Origin of the sequence: Ensifer sp. 22521 (assembly GCF_052044795.1) — a bacterium.
Taxonomy (GTDB): domain Bacteria; phylum Pseudomonadota; class Alphaproteobacteria; order Rhizobiales; family Rhizobiaceae; genus Ensifer.
This window is the reverse complement of sequence record NZ_JBQENM010000001.1, coordinates 288,513-306,352: the sequence shown is the minus strand read 5'-3', so window position 1 is coordinate 306,352 and position 17,840 is coordinate 288,513. Positions and strand designations below refer to the sequence as shown.

At 62.1% G+C, this 17,840-nt stretch carries 18 protein-coding genes; 9 read left to right on the top strand and 9 right to left on the bottom strand.

Going from position 1 to position 17,840, the window contains the following annotated elements; genetic code table 11:
- Positions 1 to 10: 10 nt before the first annotated feature.
- Both ACTJKE_RS01405 and ACTJKE_RS01400 read right to left on the bottom strand, forming a co-directional pair.
- Positions 11 to 826 (bottom strand): DsbA family protein, encoded by an 816-nt coding sequence (locus ACTJKE_RS01405; protein ID WP_440691058.1) that lies wholly within the window; start codon positions 824 to 826, stop codon positions 11 to 13.
- A gap of 115 nt (positions 827 to 941) precedes the next feature.
- On the bottom strand, positions 942 to 1,448 hold the full coding sequence (locus ACTJKE_RS01400) for a DUF721 domain-containing protein (RefSeq protein WP_057250635.1): 507 nt from the start codon (positions 1,446 to 1,448) through the stop codon (positions 942 to 944).
- A 93-nt stretch (positions 1,449 to 1,541) separates the two neighbouring features.
- Between ACTJKE_RS01400 and mutY the strand changes: the two genes are divergently transcribed.
- Positions 1,542 to 2,630, top strand: a complete 1,089-nt coding sequence (gene mutY, locus ACTJKE_RS01395) for an A/G-specific adenine glycosylase (protein ID WP_112995338.1) — start codon at positions 1,542 to 1,544, stop codon at positions 2,628 to 2,630.
- Positions 2,631 to 2,653: 23 nt separating this feature from the next.
- Positions 2,654 to 3,271 (top strand): HAD family hydrolase, encoded by a 618-nt coding sequence (locus ACTJKE_RS01390; RefSeq protein WP_058320368.1) that lies wholly within the window; start codon positions 2,654 to 2,656, stop codon positions 3,269 to 3,271.
- 53 nt (positions 3,272 to 3,324) lie between these two features.
- Here ACTJKE_RS01390 and ACTJKE_RS01385 read toward each other — a convergent pair whose 3' ends face one another.
- The 4 genes from ACTJKE_RS01385 to ACTJKE_RS01370 all read right to left on the bottom strand — a co-directional run bounded on the left by ACTJKE_RS01385 (position 3,325) and on the right by ACTJKE_RS01370 (position 5,906).
- Complete coding sequence (locus tag ACTJKE_RS01385) at positions 3,325 to 3,726, bottom strand: YkvA family protein (RefSeq protein WP_112995337.1); 402 nt, start codon at positions 3,724 to 3,726, stop codon at positions 3,325 to 3,327.
- 239 nt (positions 3,727 to 3,965) lie between these two features.
- Positions 3,966 to 5,096, bottom strand: coding sequence for a site-specific DNA-methyltransferase (locus tag ACTJKE_RS01380; protein WP_112995336.1), 1,131 nt, complete (start codon positions 5,094 to 5,096; stop codon positions 3,966 to 3,968).
- Between the two features lie 135 nt (positions 5,097 to 5,231).
- Entirely contained in the window at positions 5,232 to 5,582 is a 351-nt protein-coding gene (locus ACTJKE_RS01375; protein ID WP_112995335.1) for an antibiotic biosynthesis monooxygenase family protein, read from the bottom strand.
- A gap of 3 nt (positions 5,583 to 5,585) precedes the next feature.
- On the bottom strand, positions 5,586 to 5,906 hold the full coding sequence (locus tag ACTJKE_RS01370; RefSeq protein WP_112995334.1) for an NIPSNAP family protein: 321 nt from the start codon (positions 5,904 to 5,906) through the stop codon (positions 5,586 to 5,588).
- Positions 5,907 to 5,999: 93 nt separating this feature from the next.
- Between ACTJKE_RS01370 and ACTJKE_RS01365 the strand changes: the two genes are divergently transcribed.
- Entirely contained in the window at positions 6,000 to 6,680 is a 681-nt protein-coding gene (locus ACTJKE_RS01365) for a winged helix-turn-helix domain-containing protein (protein ID WP_112995333.1), read from the top strand.
- 21 nt (positions 6,681 to 6,701) lie between these two features.
- Here the strand turns inward: ACTJKE_RS01365 and ACTJKE_RS01360 are convergent, their stop codons facing one another.
- Positions 6,702 to 7,370, bottom strand: coding sequence for a GntR family transcriptional regulator (locus tag ACTJKE_RS01360; protein WP_057250651.1), 669 nt, complete (start codon positions 7,368 to 7,370; stop codon positions 6,702 to 6,704).
- Positions 7,371 to 7,550: 180 nt separating this feature from the next.
- Between ACTJKE_RS01360 and ACTJKE_RS01355 the strand changes: the two genes are divergently transcribed.
- Together ACTJKE_RS01355 and ACTJKE_RS01350 are read left to right on the top strand one after the other, a co-directional pair.
- Positions 7,551 to 8,246 (top strand): HAD family hydrolase, encoded by a 696-nt coding sequence (locus ACTJKE_RS01355; protein ID WP_112995332.1) that lies wholly within the window; start codon positions 7,551 to 7,553, stop codon positions 8,244 to 8,246.
- Positions 8,247 to 8,470: 224 nt separating this feature from the next.
- A complete protein-coding gene (locus ACTJKE_RS01350) occupies positions 8,471 to 9,577 on the top strand; it encodes an ABC transporter substrate-binding protein (protein ID WP_057250656.1) in 1,107 nt (368 codons plus the stop codon).
- 72 nt (positions 9,578 to 9,649) lie between these two features.
- Here ACTJKE_RS01350 and ACTJKE_RS01345 read toward each other — a convergent pair whose 3' ends face one another.
- Entirely contained in the window at positions 9,650 to 10,201 is a 552-nt protein-coding gene (locus ACTJKE_RS01345) for a hypothetical protein (protein ID WP_057251086.1), read from the bottom strand.
- A gap of 280 nt (positions 10,202 to 10,481) precedes the next feature.
- Here ACTJKE_RS01345 and thrC point away from each other — a divergent pair, with 280 nt between their 5' ends.
- The 4 genes from thrC to ACTJKE_RS01325 all read left to right on the top strand — a co-directional run bounded on the left by thrC (position 10,482) and on the right by ACTJKE_RS01325 (position 17,113).
- Positions 10,482 to 11,882, top strand: a complete 1,401-nt coding sequence (gene thrC, locus ACTJKE_RS01340) for a threonine synthase (protein ID WP_082663367.1) — start codon at positions 10,482 to 10,484, stop codon at positions 11,880 to 11,882.
- Positions 11,883 to 11,898: 16 nt separating this feature from the next.
- The gene (locus tag ACTJKE_RS01335) at positions 11,899 to 13,200 is read left to right on the top strand and encodes a M16 family metallopeptidase (RefSeq protein ID WP_440691056.1); all 1,302 of its coding nucleotides are present in this window, start codon (positions 11,899 to 11,901) and stop codon (positions 13,198 to 13,200) included.
- A 392-nt stretch (positions 13,201 to 13,592) separates the two neighbouring features.
- On the top strand, positions 13,593 to 14,204 hold the full coding sequence (locus ACTJKE_RS01330) for a GNAT family N-acetyltransferase (protein ID WP_057250658.1): 612 nt from the start codon (positions 13,593 to 13,595) through the stop codon (positions 14,202 to 14,204).
- Positions 14,204 to 17,113 (top strand): EAL domain-containing protein, encoded by a 2,910-nt coding sequence (locus tag ACTJKE_RS01325; protein WP_440659833.1) that lies wholly within the window; start codon positions 14,204 to 14,206, stop codon positions 17,111 to 17,113. Before ACTJKE_RS01330 ends, ACTJKE_RS01325 begins: the two co-directional genes overlap by 1 nt.
- A 113-nt stretch (positions 17,114 to 17,226) precedes the next feature.
- Here ACTJKE_RS01325 and ACTJKE_RS01320 read toward each other — a convergent pair whose 3' ends face one another.
- Positions 17,227 to 17,832, bottom strand: a complete 606-nt coding sequence (locus tag ACTJKE_RS01320; RefSeq protein WP_057251089.1) for a YqgE/AlgH family protein — start codon at positions 17,830 to 17,832, stop codon at positions 17,227 to 17,229.
- Positions 17,833 to 17,840 lie beyond the last annotated feature (8 nt).

Genomic DNA, 17,840 nt, shown 5'->3' with positions numbered 1-17,840 from the left:
AAGCGAAGGATCAGAGCTTGCTGTCGATGAGGGCCGACATAACGTCAACCGACATGTCCCCCGAATAGTGCTCACCATTGACGAAGAAGGTCGGCGTCGACTGTACGCCGAAATCCTTTGCGCCCCGCTGCATGACAGAGTTCACATCATCCAGAAGTTTTTGGTTCGTCAAGCAGGCCTCGAAGCTCTCCTGTGTAAAACCGGCGAGTTTGGATATTTGCAGCAGCGCATCACGGCCGTTCTGGGCCGCGGCCCACTGCTGCTGCTGCTTGAAGAGCATGGAGATCATCGGGAAATACTGGCCTTCCGGCGCGCAACGCGCCAGCATGAAGGCGGCGGCCGCGCGCGGATCGAACGGGAATTCGCGCACGATGAAGCGGACCTTGCCGCTGTCGATGTACTTCGTCTTGATCGCTTCGAACGTGTTGTTGTGGAAGGCCGCGCAGTGCGGGCAGGTCATCGACATGTATTCGACGATGGTGACCGGCGCATTGGCTTCGCCCAGCGCCATTTCCGGCAGGACGCCCGGCTCGAGCAGCTTTGCCTGATCGACCGAGCCTTCCGAAGAAGGAAGCTCGGCGGCGGTCGACTGGGCGACTTCGGTGCCTGCAGCCGGCTTTGCTTCGGTGCTTGCAGGGGCCGCGGCCGTCGATGCCGTGGTGATGGCGTCCGTAGCGGGATTTGCCGCCGTCTCGCTCGCCTCGGTCGGCGCGGTTGATGCCGTTTCCTTCTTTTCGTCGCTGCAGGCAGCAAGCACCAGGGCGACGGTTGCGATGGCGGCACCGCTGAGCAGGCGTTTCGTAAGGTTCATTGCGGAAGCGGACATGAATTTGACCCGTGTTCGGAGGGATTTATGGTGTGGATTCGATATCTTGCTGCGCGCGGGGCGGCAAGTGGCCGGTCGTCAACAGAATTCAAAGAATTGTGACCGGCTGATGGCCCTACCGCCGACGCGGCGCGAGCACGGCCGTCCCAAGCCGACGCAAAGCCGCCTTCAGTTCTTCGCTCTCTATGCCCTCGACCATCGCTTCCAGCCGGCGCGCGGGCTCGCCCGAAAGTGGCTTCGGCTTGCCACGGTGTTTGTGCTGCGGCGACACGGGCTTCTGAACGATGCGCAGTTGGCCGATGGCATAGAAACCGAAGAAACCGTTGATGCGCTGGATCAGTTCGCCCTGGGCATGGGTCAGGAAGAGCGCACGTGCGCCTTCACAAGCGACCGTCAACACGCCCGGCTGGTAGCCGCCCTCACCCGAGATTTCCGAGGCGCGGCGCGGCCAGGCGATCTTCTCCGGCCGCGTGCAATCGGCGAAGCCTTCCCCGGCAATTTCGTCCCAGGAGCCGAGCAGCATGGTGTTGATGCCTGCCCGCTTGGCGAGGACGGGGTCGATCAGGCCGTTGGCGACTTCGCTGATCTGGACGACACCCTTGCGGGGCTTCTGCTCACTCACGAAAGCGACTTTCTGTATGCAACGTCGATTGAGCCTTGATGCCGCGGCTCCGCTTCGCCAAGTATAGGCCGGAAAGAGAACTCCCGGCAAATCATGCACGATTCAATCCCAGCGGCCGACGCCGCTCCCCTACTTTTGGAATGGTACGACAGGCACCACCGCGACCTGCCCTGGCGGGTCTCTCCGCCTATGGCGAGCCGAGGGATCGTTGCCGATCCCTATCACGTCTGGCTGTCGGAGGTCATGCTGCAGCAGACGACGGTCCAGGCAGTGAAGGCCTATTTCGAGAAGTTCCTGTCGCTGTGGCCGACCGTCGAGGACCTGGCGCGCGCCGAGAACGAGGACGTGATGAAGGCCTGGGCCGGGCTTGGCTATTATGCCCGTGCCCGCAACCTGAAGAAATGTGCCGAAGCCGTCGCGAACAGTCACGGCGGCCGTTTTCCCGACACAGAGGAAGGACTGAAATCCCTTCCGGGCATCGGCGATTACACCGCAGCCGCGATCGCAGCGATCGCCTTCAACCACAAAAGCGCCGTGCTCGACGGCAATGTCGAGCGGGTGATCTCGCGCCTCTATGCGATCGAAACGCCCCTGCCGGCAGCGAAGCCCGAAATGCGGGCGCGCGTCGCCATCCTCACGCCCGATGATCGTCCGGGCGATTTCGCCCAGGCGATGATGGACCTCGGCGCGACGATCTGCACGCCGAAGCGGCCTGCCTGCTCGCTCTGTCCCTTCCGTGCGCACTGTCGCGCACTCTCGGTTGCCGATCCCGAGACCTTTCCGCGCAAGGCGCAGAAGAAGGACAAACCACTTCGGTGCGGCGCGGCCTTCGTCGCGATCGATGCCGACAATGCCGTCTATCTGCGCAAGCGGGTCGAAACCGGCCTTCTTGGCGGCATGACCGAGGTGCCCGGCACCGACTGGACATCACGACAGGACGGCGACACCTCGCTCGCCTCCCAACCCTTCGTCGCGCCCTGGGAAGACTGCGGAACCATCAGCCACGTCTTCACACATTTCGAGTTGCGTCTCTCCGTCTACCGCGCCAATGTCGCGCGCGCCGGAACGGAGGGAGACGGCTGGTGGGAACCGGTTCACTCCCTCACGGCCCAGGCGCTGCCGACGGTCATGAAAAAGGCGATCACTCAGGCGATCCCTGACGCCTTCAAGGCTGAACGCTGAAAGATCGAGCAAGGAATGCAGTTATGAGCAGCATCGATATTCGCCATATCGTCTTCGACATCGGCAAGGTGCTGATCCACTACGACCCCAACCTGCCCTACAGCCGCATCATTCCCGACGAGGCGGAGCGCGAATGGTTCTTCGCCAATGTCTGCACCCATGACTGGAACATCGAGCAGGACCGTGGCCGCCCCTGGGAGGAAGCCGAAGCGCTTTTGATCAAAGACCATCCGGAACGCGAAGAGCAGATCCGTGCGTTCCGCAAGCATTGGCAGGAGATGGTCCCGCACGCCTATGTCGAAACGGTCTCGCTGCTGGAGCGGCTGATCGCCGAAGGGCGCGACGTGACCATGCTGACCAATTTCGCCTCTGATACGTTCCGCGAGGCCCAGCAGCTCTATCCCTTCCTGACCTTGCCGCGCGGCGTCACGGTTTCGGGCGACGTGAAGCTAATCAAACCCGATATTGCCATCTACGAGACACACACCCGCACTTTTGGGCTTACCCCCTCGGCCACGCTCTTCATCGACGACAGCGTGCCCAATGTCGAAGCCGCACGGCTCGCCGGGTGGCACGCAGTGCATTTCGTCGATCCGGAGAAACTGAAAGCCGATCTTGTCGCCTACGGTATCCATCCCTGACGCGAGCCGTCTCGCCGAAAACCAGTCCGATGGCCAGCTATGTTGCGGTATTGTCAGCTTTCGGCCGAAACCATCCGCCACACCACCCAGCCAGCAAGCGCTGCGACCACCAGCCAGATGCATTGGATCGCGACCAGACCGCCGCGGCTGGACGGGCGCCCCTCCTGTGCCGTCGCCCGCTCCCGAAATTCGTGCATCAGCGCCGGCGGCACGAGACGCACCGCCAACAGGATGCCGAGCGGAACGATGACCAGATCATCAAGGTAGCCGAGCACCGGAATGAAATCGGGGATCAAGTCGACCGGCGACAGCGCATAGGCCGCCACGGCGCCGGCAACGAATTTCGCTGAAAGCGGCGTTCGAGGATCTCGTGCAGCGAACCAGAGTGCTACGACGTCGCGTTTGATTTGACGCGCCCATTGCTTCACGCGCTTGAGTCGATCGGGAGAGGTCATGCGGAAGGCACCCCATGTTCGGGTGAAGACTGGTTTCTCCGAACCCTATTTCCGGACGCAAGGACTGGCAATCAGGCGAAGCTTCGTTGCCTATCGCGTCAACCCGGCAAGCATACCGGAAACATACAAATGCCCGGAATCCCCTTGTGAGGATTCCGGGCATTTAAAGCACTCCTTCCGGGACTGAAGGTACAAAAACCGGTCGGAGCGCTTTTCGAAGGATCCGGCGAACTGGTTGATCAGTTCAGCTTTGCCAGATCATTTCGAATGACGGTTCTGAGTTCGTCGATGGGCTTCAGGGTGTTCCCGTCTTCGAAGTGCCAGAATGTCCATCCGTTGCATGCATCAAGCCCCTGGACCTTGGCGCCCAGGCGGTGAATTGAGCCGGCCTCGCCGCCGGAAGCGACCGTGCCGTCGGCGCGAACGATCGCGCTGTAGCGGCGCTTTACGTCTGTCAGAACCGTGCCCGGCTTGATCAGCCCGCTTTCGATCAGCGTGTTGAAGGCGACGCGCGGTTCGGCCTTTTTGCCGGTCATCACCGACAACATCGCCTTGCCGAGTGGTTCGACCGCGTCGATGCGTGCCGATGCCGCGTCGATATAATCCTGCTCGCGCTCGATGCCGACGAAATGGCGGCCGAGACGCTTGGCGACGGCACCGGTCGTGCCGGAGCCGAAGAAGGGATCGAGCACGACGTCGCCGGGCTTGGTGGAGGCCATGAGGATACGGGCGAGCAGTGCTTCCGGCTTCTGCGTCGGATGCACCTTCTTGCCGTCGTCGCCCTTCAGGCGCTCATGTCCGGAGCAGATCGGAAACAGCCAGTCGGAGCGCATCTGCACGTCGTCATTGGCTGCCTTCATCGCGTCGTAGTTGAACGTGTAGCCCTTGGCATTGGCGTTCGGCGTCGCCCAGATCAGCGTTTCATGGGCGTTCTGGAACCGGCGACCCTTGAAGTTCGGCATCGGGTTGGTCTTGCGCCAGATGATATCGTTGAGGATCCAGAAGTGCAGGTCCTGCAGGATGGCGCCGACGCGGAAGATGTTGTGGTAGGAGCCGATGACCCAGAGCGTGCCGGTCGGCTTCAGTACGCGGCGGCAGGCAAGCAGCCAGGCGCGGGTGAAGGCGTCATAGGCTTCGAAGGAAGCGAACTGATCCCATTCGTCATCGACGGCATCGACCACCGACTGATCGGGACGGGTCAGCATACCGCCGAGCTGGAGGTTGTAGGGCGGGTCGGCGAAAACGACGTCGACCGAATTGTCGGGAAGCGCATTGAGCGCCGCAACGCAGTCACCCTTGATGATGCTGTCGAGCCAGCCCAGCGGGCGGGTGGAGCGGGAGACTTCGGCAAGCGAAACAACTGAAGACATGGACAACTCGCAAATACGCTTACTCGGAACGGACTATGGAGCTTATGGTTACCGAAGATGGTTACCAAAGCCTGAAGGCCGTTCCGAAAAAGTTCGTATTCACGCCATGTTAGTGAGAACTTTTGCAGTGGCGTTTCATTTGGCGTCGTGAAAGGTGCGGCTGTCGGCCGGCGCTTCACGGCGCTCGTTCAGCCCGTAATCGCGGATCACTGAGGCGATGCGCAGGCGATAGTCGGCAAAGACGCCGTGGCGTCCCGCATCCTGCGCAGCGCGATGTTCGGCGCCGTTCCGCCAGGCCTTCACCGCCTCCTCGTCGCGCCAGAAGGATAGGGACAGCACCTTGTCGGGATTGGCGAGACTCTGGAACCGCTCGATCGAGATGAAGCCATCGATGTCGTCAAGCAAAGGGCGCAGATCGGCGGCAATGCCGAGATAGGTGTCGCGACACCCTTCGGCCGGCAGGACTTCGAAGATGACGGCAATCATGTTTCACTTACCTCCGGCAGGCGTTGATACGTTCTTCAGGAAGATTCGCTCCTCCTTCAGGATAAACCGCTCGCGGCGGGAAAAGGCGTAATTCTCTCGGCCGAGCGGATCGGCTGAGAGCCGTGCGCGATAGGCCTCGTAAGCCGCGAGGCTCTCGATGTTGTAGACACCGTAGGCCGTCGTCGCCGAACCTTCGTGGGGTCCGTAGTAACCGATGAGATCCGCGCCGCAGCGCGGGATCGCCTCGCCCCAGTTGCGCGAATAGATGGCGAACTCCTCCTTCTTGAAGGGATCGATTTCATAGCGGATGAAGCAGGTGATCATCATCGTCTCCTTGTGGCCACGGCAGTTTGCGGGCCTTCGATGAGTGGAGTATGCCCGCTTGTTCGATAGGGATGCTTCGACTACGATCGAAGTATGAAGGAAGGTCCTGACATCGCTCTCATCGGATCGCTGATCGGCGATCCCGCCCGCGCCAACATGCTGACGGCGCTGATGGCCGGCCGTGCCCTGACGGCGACCGAACTTGCGACCCACGCCGGTATCACGCTCCAGACCGCCAGCTCCCACCTTTCCAAGCTCGAAGCGGGTGGCCTGCTGACCCAGCGCAAACAGGGACGCCACCGCTACTTTCAGCTCGCGGAAGACGAAGTCGGGCTGATGCTCGAGAACCTGATGGGTTTTGCCGCCGGCCGCGGCATGAACCGCCATCGACCAGGCCCGAAGGATCCGGCGCTCCGGAAGGCGCGCGTCTGCTACAATCATCTGGCCGGCGACTATGGCGTACGCATGTATGACAGCCTGATTGCCGAGAAGCAGATCGAGATCACCGGTGACGACCTGGCGCTGACGCCCGCCGGCCAGAGCCGGATCGAGGCGCTCGGCATCGACTATGCCGCATTGAAAAAATCCCGCCGGCCGATCTGCCGCACCTGTCTCGACTGGAGCGAGCGTCGCTCGCATCTCGCGGGATCTCTGGGCGAAGCGCTGCTGACGCTGTTCATCGACAAGGGCTGGGCAAAACGCGAGGCCAACAGCCGCGCCATCCGCTTTACGGCCAATGGCGACAAGACTTTCTCTGAGCTGTTTCCGCAATAGCGACCGCGAGCGAGATCCACTCTAGCCAACGATCGAGAAAGCCTCGCGGGTCTCACCTGCGGCGGTCCTCACCGGCGTCTTGCCGATCCATCCAACATGCCGTTCAAGGATCTTCGCGGCCTCATCGCCGCGGCCTTCGCGCAAGGCTGCGAGGATCGCGCGGTGATCGTGGTCGGTGCGCGCTTCCCAGCTCGTGCGCCAGGCAGAGAAGAGAAAACGGGCGCTGGCCGCATGCAGATCGTCGATCGCGGCCAAGAGCCTCGGCATGCCGCAGGGCTGCAGGATCAATCGGTGAAAGGCGCGGTTTGCCGCTTCCCAGGAGCGCACGTCGCGCGAGGTGTCGGCGGCGACCGTCGCCGCTTCGGCCCGATCAAGGATCGCCGGCGTCAAATGCGGGATCGCATGGCGAAGCGCCAGCACTTCGAGAACCGCGCGCATCTCGGCAACCTCCCTCACCTCCTTGAGATCGAAGGAGGCGACGCGGACGCCGCGGCGCGGTTCGCTGACGGCAAGCCCCTGGGCCTCCAGCCGCCGAAAAGCCTCGCGAACGGGAACGTGGCTCGCGCCGAATTCCTCGGCGATGTGATCCTGCCGCAAGCGCTCCCCGGGCATCAAAATGCCGGAGATGATCCTCTCGGCGAGTGCCCTGCTGATGCGACTTGCAAGTGTGTCGTCCTGTTGCTTTTCCATCGCCTACAGATAGAGCCGCGAAACAATACTGTCGAGCAAGCGGAACAGCGGTTTCGATAATTTCCAAAGGTTGAGCTTTCGGCCGCCTTCGTATAAAGCTCTGGCGTACGAAAGCCCCGCGCCGCGCAAGCTATCCTCCCCCTGCCTGCGGCGCCTTCTTCTCCCAGGGAACTGTTTCAAATGTCCGGTATCGATCTCATCATTTTTGATTGCGACGGCGTTCTCGTCGATTCCGAAATCATCGCTTCGGAAGTCGAAGCCGCGCTGCTCACCGAAGCGGGTTATCCGATCAGCGTCGAAGAAATGGCGGAGCGTTTTGCCGGCATGACCTGGCACAACACACTGTTGCAGATCGAGAAGGAAGCGAGCATCCCGCTTTCCGCGTCGCTGATCGGCAAGGTAGACACCATTCTCGACGAACGTCTGGAGCGCGACGTCAAGATCATCGACGGCGTCAAGCCGATGCTGCTGCAGCTCACACTGCCCCATTGCATCTGCTCGAACTCCACCTCGGCGCGCCTCGCCATGATGCTCGGCAAGGTCGGCATCAAGGACCACTTCGGCCCGCGCATCTACTCGGCGCGCGACCTCGGACCCGATCGCGTCAAGCCGAAGCCGGACATCTTCCTGCATGGTGCCAAGCAGATGGGCGTAGACCCGTCGCGGGTGCTGGTCATCGAGGACTCGGTGCATGGCATCCACGGCGCGCGTGGCGCCGGCATGCGCGTCGTCGGCTTCACCGGCGGCTCCCACACCTTCCCGTCGCATGCCGACAAGCTGACGGAAGCCGGCGCGGAGACAGTGATCTCGCGCATGACGGCCCTTCCGGGCGTGATCGCAGCACTTTCCGAATGGTCGGAATCGCTGACAGCCTGAGACGCCGCGGCCGACCGATTTTGCCCCCTTTCGCCCCGGCCTTCAGCCGGAGCGGAAAAGAAGCCTTCGGCCACCACAGCAGGCGTCCAAATAGGCGTCGAGGGACACGATGACACATTGCAGTCGCGTCGCGTCCCCTAGAAAATCTCCCCGGTTTTCGAAAAGCCGCGCACGAGGGCCATATCAAGCAAGCCCCATCAGGGGTATTTCTAGGAGGAAACACTATGCGTCTTTCAATGTTGACAGGCCTGACCCTGGCGGCCAGCGTCGCCTTCGGCCCGCTCGCCTTTGCCGATATCACCGTTGGCGTCATCACGCCGCTCACCGGCCCGGTCGCGGCCTATGGCGAGCAGGTGAAGAACGGGGCGGAAACGGCCGCTGAAGAGATCAACAAGGCTGGCGGCATCAACGGCGAGAAGATCGTCCTGAAGCTGCTCGACGATGCCGGTGATCCGAAGCAGGCCGTTTCGGTTGCCAACCAGGCGGCCGGCGAAGGCATCCGCTACGTCGTCGGCCCGGTGCTTTCGGGCACCTCGATGGCGGCTTCCGACGTTCTCGCCGAGAACGGCATTCTGATGGTGACGCCGACGGCAACGACGCCCGACCTCACCACCCGCGGCCTCTGGAACGTGCTGCGCACCTGCGGCCGCGACGACCAGCAGGCTGAAGTCGCCGCCGCCTATGTGGTCAAGAACCTCAAGGACAAGAAGGTCGCCGTGCTGCACGACAAGGCTCCTTACGGCAAGGGTCTCGCTGACGGCTTCAAGAAGGCGATCAACGCAGGCGGCATCACCGAGGTCGTCTATGAAGGCCTGAACCCGGGCGACAAGGACTTCAGCGCCATCGTCACCCGCCTGAAGGCCGAGAATGTCGATGTCGTCTACTTCGGTGGCTACCATCCGGAAGGCGGCCTGCTCGCACGCCAGATGCACGATCAGAGCGTGAAGGCACAGATCTTTGGCGGCGACGGCCTGTCGAACACGGAATTCTGGGCAATCGGCGGCGAAGCTGCGACCGGCACGGTCTACACCAACGCCAGCGACGCGACCCGCAACCCGGCATCAGCTCCAGCCGTCGAAGCGCTGAAGGCGAAGAACATTCCGGCCGAAGCCTTCACTCTCAACGCCTACGCCGCCGTGCAGGTGTTGAAGGCTGGCATCGAGAAGGCCGGCTCCGCCGAAGACGCGACTGCGGTTGCCACTGCGATCAAGTCCGGCGAAGCGATCGACACGGTGCTCGGCAAGCTGACCTATGGCGAAGCCGGCGACCTCACCTCGCAGGCTTTCTCGCTCTACAAGTGGGAAGGCGGCAAGAGCGTTCCGGCTGAATAAGCTAGAGCGCGATATAAAATAGAAACGCCGGGGCTTGCCCCGGCGTTTTTGTTTGCAGGCTGCAATCGCAGCTTACTTTTTCTTGCCCTTTGCCGGCGGACCTTCGTCGAAGCCGACATAGACCGTGGCGTTGGAACCGGACCCTGCCGGCAATGTCACGTCGGCCTTGGTGAAGACGAACTGCGCCGAACCGGTCGAAGGAATTTCGACCGCATGCTGCGTCAGCTCGGAATAGAGCGTCTTGTCGTCGTCGGTCGCAGCCACGCGGATCGGCATGGTGATCTTGCCGGGACCGCCGGCGGGACCGCTGACGACGCGGCCCTGGACCACGACAGTAATGGTTATCGCGCTCTCGCTCTGCACGCATTGGCGCGTCGTGTCGGCAAGAGAGGCTTGGTAGACGAGCTTCGACGGGTCGTTTTTGGCACCCTTGGCGTAGCTGGTGAACACATTTGTGCCGTCACGCAGGACGACCTGCGGGCATGCCGCCTGGACGACGGCTGGCGTCGGAGCGGTGGCGCTGCCGCCCGCATCGATCGCTCCGCCGGACTGCGTCTTGTTGCAGCCGGCGAGGACCGCGAGAAAAGATATTGCGAGAACAGGCCGGGATACTTTGCCAAACACGTTGAACAACCTCTGCTGGACCGGTTGAAACTCCTTGACCGAAATCTCGGCCGGAAGACCTTTCATGGCCTTCGGGCATCGTCTATAGCAGCGACAAACTGAAAAATCGATTGGGTCGGCGTGTCCCTTCCGAATTTTCCGAAACCTGATCTACGGTCGGAAATTGCGTCGGTGACAAGAATAGATGCAGACTTTGTCAAGGACTGACGCAATAAGACGGGCAAACCGCGGCGCCGCTTTCTAGGGTCGTCGCGATCGGCAGGTGGGACGAAGGACAATCATGGTGAAGTATATCTCGACGCGCGGCGAATCCGCTCCTCTCGGCTTCTGCGACGCGCTGCTTGCCGGTCTTGCGCGCGATGGCGGTCTTTATCTCCCCAAAGAATGGCCGAAGTTTTCCAAGAAGGAAATCCGCGGCTTGCGCGGCAAATCCTATCAGGAGATCGCGTTCGCCGTCCTCGAGCCCTTCACCAACGGCGAGATCCCGGCGGCCAAGTTCCGCGAAATGATCGACGAAGCCTACGCCACCTTCCGCCACCCGGCCGTGGCTCCGCTCGTCCAGACCGGCCCGAATGCCTTTGTCATGGAGCTGTTCCACGGCTCGACGCTCGCCTTCAAGGACGTGGCGATGCAACTGCTTGCGCGGCTAATGGACTATGTGCTGGCCGAGCGCGACGAGCGCGCCACCATCGTCGGCGCGACCTCGGGCGACACCGGCGGTGCGGCGATCGACGCCTTCGCCGGCCGCGAACGCACCGACATCTTCATCCTCTTCCCGCACGGCAAGGTTTCGCCGGTGCAGCAGCGACAGATGACGACGTCGCAGGCATCAAACGTTCACGCCATTGCCGTCAAGGGCAACTTCGACGATTGCCAGAACCTCGTCAAAGCCATGTTCAACGACGGAGCCTTCCGCGATCGCGTCAAGCTTTCGGGTGTCAACTCGATCAACTGGGCGCGCATCATGGCCCAGATCGTCTATTATTTCACCACTTCGGTCGCGCTCGGCGGGCCGGATCGCAAGATCTCCTTCACGGTGCCCACCGGCAACTTCGGCGACATCTTCGCCGGTTACGTCGCCAAGCGCATGGGCCTGCCGATCGACAAGCTGGTGATCGCCACCAACGAAAACGACATCCTCGCCCGCACGCTGAAGACCGGGCGCTACGAGATGCGCGACGTCAAGGCGACCACCGCACCGTCGATGGACATCCAGATCTCGTCGAACTTCGAACGGCTTCTGTTCGAGGCGAACGACCGTGATCCGGGCGAAGTACGCGCGGCAATGGACGGCCTCAAGCAGTCCGGTTCCTTCACCATTCGCGAAAAGGCGCTCAAAGCCATCCGCAAGGAATTCCGCGCCGGCCGCGCCTCGGAGAAGGAAGTCGCCAAGACGATCGCCAAGACGCTGGAGAAAACCGGCTATCTGCTCGATCCGCACAGCGCCGTCGGCGTCTTCGTCGCCGCCAAGCACGAGAAGCCGTCCGCCCCCATGGTGACGCTTGCCACCGCCCATCCGGCGAAATTCCCGGACGCGGTAAAATCGGCCAGTGGTATTGACCCGGCGCTTCCGACGTGGCTTGCTGACCTGATGAACAGGGAGGAGCGTTTCGATATCCTGGATGCGGACCTGAAGAGCGTCGAGACCTTTATCGGCGAGCGCACCCGTCTCCGGGGGTAAGAACGAGAAGAAACGTATGATGAAAGTTGAGTGCACCCGGCTCCCTTCCGGGTTGACGGTGGTAACCGAGCAGATGCCGCATCTCGAAAGCGTGGCGCTCGGGGTGTGGATCAAGTCCGGTTCGCGTAATGAAACCCTGGGCGAACATGGCATTGCCCACCTGCTGGAGCACATGGCTTTCAAGGGCACCGCGCGGCGCACCGCCCGCCAGATTGCCGAAGAAATCGAAAATGTCGGCGGCGAAGTCAACGCCGCCACGTCGACCGAGACGACGTCCTACTATGCGCGCGTCCTCAAGGACCATGTACCGCTGGCGGTCGACATTCTCGCCGACATCCTCACCGAATCCACTTTCGACGACGAGGAGCTGCGGCGCGAGAAGCAGGTGATCCTGCAGGAAATCGGCGCTGCCGACGACACCCCGGATGACGTGGTCTTCGACCGCTTCGCCGAGACCGCCTATCGCAACCAGACGGTCGGACGCCCGATCCTCGGCACCCCCGATACGGTCATGTCGTTTTCCGCCGGCCAGATCCGCCACTATCTCGGCCGCAATTACACGACCGACCGCATGTTCGTGGTCGCCGCCGGCGCCGTCGAACACGACGCGTTCGTTCGCCAGGTCGAGGAACGCTTCTCCTCGCTGCCGCGCACGCCGATCGCGACCCCGGTGCTCGAAACCGCCCGCTACACCGGCGGAGAAAGCCGCGAGACGCGCGACCTGATGGACGCGCAGGTCCTGCTCGGCTTCGAAGGCAAGGCCTATCACGCCCGCGACTTCTATTGCTCGCAGATCCTCGCCAACATCCTCGGCGGCGGCATGTCCTCCCGCCTCTTCCAGGAAGTGCGCGAACATCGCGGCCTCTGTTATTCGGTCTATGCCTTCCATTGGGGCTTTTCCGACACCGGTATCTTCGGTGTGCACGCGGCAACCGGTGGCGAGAACCTGCCGGAACTGATGCCCGTCATCGTCGACGAACTGCGCAAGTCCTCGATGAACATCGAGCAGCAGGAAATCGAGCGGGCCCGCGCCCAGATCCGTGCACAGTTGCTGATGGGCCAGGAAAGCCCGGCCGCCCGCGCCGGCCAGATCGCCCGCCAGATGATGCTCTACGGCCGCCCGATCCCCAACGAAGAACTGATGGAGCGCCTGTCCGGCATTACCATCGAACGCCTGACCGATCTTGCCGGCCGGCTGTTCTTCGATACGACGCCGACGCTCTCGGCGATCGGCCCGCTGGAGCAGCTTGCCCCGATGGGCGACATCCTGTCGACATTGACCGGCAAGGCCGCCGTACCGCACGCCGTCGCCAGCTAAACAGGCCCAGATCATTTCATGGTTTCATCGAAACCGTGAAATGATCTTGCCGTTTCGAGGCTAGTGCATGTCTCCTTAAATCGACCTCGACTTAAGGACAAAGACATGCAGAAAATCAAAGTGCTACAGCGACCTTTGCGCGTCTGACAAGACGCGCGGCGCTGCAGGCAACTCCTGGCGGAAAGCGTTTGCCACTTTTCCTGAAATTGCCCCGGGCCGCCGAGGACGCAAACACCATATCCAAATGGTGAAGTCTTTGCGCCTTTTCGCAAATTCGGATTCGATTTGCGCGCAAAGTTGTGCAACGTTTCGGTTTGGACAGCGCAAAGGCGCGCTGCCGGGCGGATGATAAAAGGTCCCCGCACGCAAACTGGACGGCCTCGGAGGCAGCTATGACACGATCGGTTTTTCGGTTCCTGTCGCGGCAGCCGGAGGCGATCGAAATTGCCGACCAGAATTATCTGCTGCGGCTCCCGCGCTATGCCGATTATCGGCAATGGTACCAGCTCAGAAGCGAGAGCCGCGCCTTCCTGGAGCCTTGGGAACCATCCTGGCGTACTGACGAGATGACAGAGAGTTCCTTTCGCAGCCGGGTCATCCGCAACGAACAGGAATATTCGTCCGGCCAGGCCGTGCCGCTCTTTCTTTTCCACAAGCCAGACGAGACGCTGCTCGGCGGGCTGACCATCGGCCACATTCGCCGCGGCGCCGGGCAAAACTGCATGATCGGCTACTGGATGGGCGCGCGCCACGCCGGCAAGGGTCATATGTACGCGGCCCTGAGGCTCGCTATTCCCTACATCTTTTCGACCCTTGAGTTGCACCGTATTGAAGCAGCCTGTATTCCGGACAACTCAAGAAGCATCCGGCTCCTTGAAAAGGCCGGTTTTGAGCGTGAAGGCTACTTAAGACAGTACTTGAGAATCAATGGCCAGTGGCGAGACCACGTGCTCTTTTCTCTCCTGTCCGACGATGCCCTACCGAACAGGAATATGCCCCTTTGATGCCTCTAGCCCGCTCGCCCTTCGCCTGGTCAGCCTCGAAGCTGGCAGCGTTTCTGATTGCGCTCACGACGTTTTTCTGCGCGCTCGGCGGTGCGGCCCAGGCTCTGGAGCCGGTGAAGATTTCACGCGAGGACACCGCACTCGACCTGACGGCAACGACCGAGATCTACAGCGGCCGCAACGAGGCCTTCCAGGTCTCGACCGCGCCCGGAACCGACGGCATCGTGCGCCGCATCGAAGTGCGCTCCAGCAGCGAAGACCATCAGGGCGACTGGGCGGTGTTCGCGCTCGCCAACGTTTCGGCCGAACCGCTCGACCGCGTGATCGTGGCGCCGCATTTCCGGCTGGTGAATTCCAAGCTCTTCTGGCCGGATCTCGGCTCCAAGCGCATCCTTTCGATCACGCCCAGCGAAGGCTTCGCGCTCAGCCGCGAGCCAAGCGACGAGGCGGACGTCTTCCGCATCACGCTGGCGCCGGGCGTCATCATCACCTTCGTCGCCGAACTCGCGACGCCGGAGCTGCCGCAAATCTATCTGTGGGAGCCGGACTCCTACAAAGACACGGTCAACGCCTTCACACTCTACCGCGGCATCGTACTTGGCATTGCCGGCCTGCTCGCGGTGTTCCTGACCATTCTTTTCGTCGTCAAGGGAACCTCGATGCTGCCGGCAACGGCGGCGCTCGCCTGGGCGGTTCTCGCCTATATCTGCGTCGATTTCGGCTTCCTGTCGAAGCTCATCAGCGTCACCGCAGGCGACGAACGAATATGGCGAGCGGGCACCGAGGTCTTCCTCGCGGCGGGCCTCGTGATCTTCCTGTTCACCTATCTCAATCTCAACCGCTGGCACCAGCATCTGGGTTACGCCACGCTCGCCTGGATCCTGGGCCTCGGCCTGCTTTTCGGCGTCGCCGTCTATGATCCGGCGATTGCGTCCGGCATCGCCCGCCTCTCCTTCGCCCTGACGGCAACCGTCGGGATCGTGCTGATCGCCTATCTTGGCTTCAACCGCTACGACCGCGCAATCCTTCTGGTGCCGGCCTGGCTGCTCATACTCGTCTGGCTCTTCGGCGCGTGGCTGACCGTCACCGGCCAGCTCGCCAACGACATCGTGCAGCCGGCGCTCGGCGGCGGTCTCGTCCTCATCGTGCTCCTGATCGGCTTCACCGTCATGCAGCATGCGGTTGCCGGCAGCGGCTACCAGCAGGGCCTGTTCTCGGATCTCGAACGCCAGTCGCTCGCGCTCACCGGCTCCGGCGACACCGTCTGGGACTGGGACGTCGCGCGCGACCGCGTGGTGACCATGCCCGATATCTCGACGCAGCTCGGCTTGTCGCTCGGCAGCATGCACGGCCCCTTGCGCAACTGGTTGCCGCGGCTCCACCCTGATGACCGCGACCGCTTCCGGGCGACGCTCGACGTGCTTCTGGAGCGCCGCCGCGGCAAGCTCAATCATGAATTCCGCGTGCGCGCCGAGGACGGCCACTATCACTGGCTTTCCATTCGCGCCCGGCCAGTGCTCGGCGCCAACGGCGAAATCATCCGCTGTGTCGGCACTATCATCGACATCACCGAACAGCGCAATTCCGTGGAGCGTCTGCTGCACAACGCGCTGCTCGACAATCTGACCGGCCTTCCGAACCGCCAGGTCTTCCTCGACCGGCTGCAGGCGATCCTGCTGATGGCCGACGGCAGCAATTCGGTGCGCCCGACGGTGCTCGCAATCGACATCGACCGCTACAAGCAGGTCAATGATCTCCTGGGCATCGCCGCCGGCGACAACATCCTGATCGCCTTGACGCGACGGTTGCGGCGGCTCCTGCGCCCGCAGGACACGCTTGCCCGCCTCGGCGGCGACCAGTTCGGCCTGATCCTGATGTCGGAGCGCGATCCCGCCAAGGTCGCGGATTTCGCCGACGCGGTGAGCAAGGCGATCATGGTGCCGCTCAACTACGGCAACCGCGAAATCAACCTGACGGCTTCGATCGGCCTCGTCTCCTGGCTCGACCAGGAGCAAAGCGCAGCAGGCCTGCTCGACGATGCCGAGCTCGCCATGTTCCGGGCGAAAAAGGAAGGCGGCAATCGTGTCGAGCCCTTCCGCCCTGCTTTCCGTACTTCTGGATCGGACCGGCTTCAGCTCGAAGCCGATCTCAAGCGGGCGATCGAACGCAAGGAGCTCTCGCTGGTCTATCAGCCGATCGTCCGGCTGAATGATGCCGAGATCGCCGGTTTCGAAGCGCTGATGCGCTGGGATCATCCGAAGCGCGGCAACATCTCGCCGACCGAGTTCATTCCGATTGCCGAGAATTCCGACCTCATCAACCAACTCGGCATGTTCGCCTTCGACAAGGCAACGAGCGATCTGACGGAATGGCAAGTCCAGGCCGGCGACCTGCCGATCTTCGTCTCGATCAACCTTTCGAGCGCGCAGCTGCTCAACAACGAGCTCTACGACGACGTCCGCGCAATTCTCACCAAAAACCGCTGCGATCCGGGCAAGGTGAAGATGGAACTGACGGAATCGCTGGTGATGGAAAATCCCGAGCAGGCCCGTCTCGTCCTCGAAAAGCTGAAGGAAGCCGGATTGAAACTGGCACTCGACGACTTCGGTACCGGCCATTCGTCGCTTTCCTACCTCACCCGCTTCCCCTTCGACACGATCAAGATCGACAAAGCGCTGGTGCGCGACCCGAGCGACAAGCGCGGCATCCTGCTGCGCTCGGTGATCACCATGGCGCGTGAGCTCGACATGCAGGTGGTGGCAGAGGGTATCGAATCCGAAGACGATGCAATCCAGCTTTCACAGATGGGCTGTGACTACGGCCAGAGCTTCCTCTTCGGCCCGCCGATCGGCTCGGAATCGATCCAGCGACTGTTGAAGGAGCGCTTTCCGCTGATGAAGCGGGCGTGAGTTCGGCAACACGACGCCGCTCAGCGCGCAGATCGCCATAAGCCCGTCGGCTACAGCCCGGCGGGCTTTTCATTTCAGCATGAATGATTGAAGAACGCCGGCTAAGACGGCGATCAGGCGTGACCTGCGTCCACCGAGAGCATCGCGGCCGACACGCCCATCAGCGCCAGCGCCCGGTCGTATTTGTCGTCCAGCGCCTTGTCGAAGATCAGTTCCTCGCGTGCCGGGCTCGTGAGCCAGCCGTTCTGGGTGATTTCCGCCTCGAGTTGCCCCGGACCCCAGCCGGCATAGCCGAGCATCATCGTCGCCCTGACTGGCCCCTCCCCGCGCGAAATGGCGCGGACGATATCGAGCGTTGCCGTCAGGCAGATGTCATCGCTGACCGGAATGCTGGAATCGCTCAGATAGTCGTCGGAATGCAGCACGAAGCCGCGCCCGGTCTCAACCGGTCCGCCGGCCTGAATCTGGAAATCCCGTGTCATCTGCGGAAGCCGGATCGCCTCTTCCTCGTCGAGAATATCGAGGTGGAGCAACACGTCCGGAAAGGTCAGTTGTTGAGGCCGATTGAGCACGAAGCCCATGGCGCCGTCGTCTGAATGAGCACAGATGAAGATGACCGTGCGGGCGAAATTGGCATCAAACATTCCCGGCATGGCGATCAGGAATTGACCGTCAAGGAAACCTCGCTCCCGTCTCTTCTGCGCCATCGGAGTCGACATCATCGGAA

What these genes read in the sequence shown, in the direction of transcription:
- ACTJKE_RS01325 (WP_440659833.1), top strand. Translation starts at nt 14,204, where the DNA reads ATGCCTCTAGCCCGCTCGCCCTTCGCCTGGTCAGCCTCGAAGCTGGCA.
- ACTJKE_RS01390 (WP_058320368.1), top strand. Translation starts at nt 2,654, where the DNA reads ATGAGCAGCATCGATATTCGCCATATCGTCTTCGACATCGGCAAGGTG.
- ACTJKE_RS01350 (WP_057250656.1), top strand. Translation starts at nt 8,471, where the DNA reads ATGCGTCTTTCAATGTTGACAGGCCTGACCCTGGCGGCCAGCGTCGCC.
- ACTJKE_RS01335 (WP_440691056.1), top strand. Translation starts at nt 11,899, where the DNA reads ATGATGAAAGTTGAGTGCACCCGGCTCCCTTCCGGGTTGACGGTGGTA.
- ACTJKE_RS01320 (WP_057251089.1), bottom strand. Translation starts at nt 17,832, where the DNA reads ATGTCGACTCCGATGGCGCAGAAGAGACGGGAGCGAGGTTTCCTTGAC.
- ACTJKE_RS01355 (WP_112995332.1), top strand. Translation starts at nt 7,551, where the DNA reads ATGTCCGGTATCGATCTCATCATTTTTGATTGCGACGGCGTTCTCGTC.
- ACTJKE_RS01360 (WP_057250651.1), bottom strand. Translation starts at nt 7,370, where the DNA reads ATGGAAAAGCAACAGGACGACACACTTGCAAGTCGCATCAGCAGGGCA.
- ACTJKE_RS01330 (WP_057250658.1), top strand. Translation starts at nt 13,593, where the DNA reads ATGACACGATCGGTTTTTCGGTTCCTGTCGCGGCAGCCGGAGGCGATC.
- ACTJKE_RS01385 (WP_112995337.1), bottom strand. Translation starts at nt 3,726, where the DNA reads ATGACCTCTCCCGATCGACTCAAGCGCGTGAAGCAATGGGCGCGTCAA.
- mutY (WP_112995338.1), top strand. Translation starts at nt 1,542, where the DNA reads ATGCACGATTCAATCCCAGCGGCCGACGCCGCTCCCCTACTTTTGGAA.
- ACTJKE_RS01380 (WP_112995336.1), bottom strand. Translation starts at nt 5,096, where the DNA reads ATGTCTTCAGTTGTTTCGCTTGCCGAAGTCTCCCGCTCCACCCGCCCG.
- ACTJKE_RS01365 (WP_112995333.1), top strand. Translation starts at nt 6,000, where the DNA reads ATGAAGGAAGGTCCTGACATCGCTCTCATCGGATCGCTGATCGGCGAT.
- ACTJKE_RS01370 (WP_112995334.1), bottom strand. Translation starts at nt 5,906, where the DNA reads ATGATCACCTGCTTCATCCGCTATGAAATCGATCCCTTCAAGAAGGAG.
- ACTJKE_RS01405 (WP_440691058.1), bottom strand. Translation starts at nt 826, where the DNA reads ATGTCCGCTTCCGCAATGAACCTTACGAAACGCCTGCTCAGCGGTGCC.
- thrC (WP_082663367.1), top strand. Translation starts at nt 10,482, where the DNA reads ATGGTGAAGTATATCTCGACGCGCGGCGAATCCGCTCCTCTCGGCTTC.
- ACTJKE_RS01375 (WP_112995335.1), bottom strand. Translation starts at nt 5,582, where the DNA reads ATGATTGCCGTCATCTTCGAAGTCCTGCCGGCCGAAGGGTGTCGCGAC.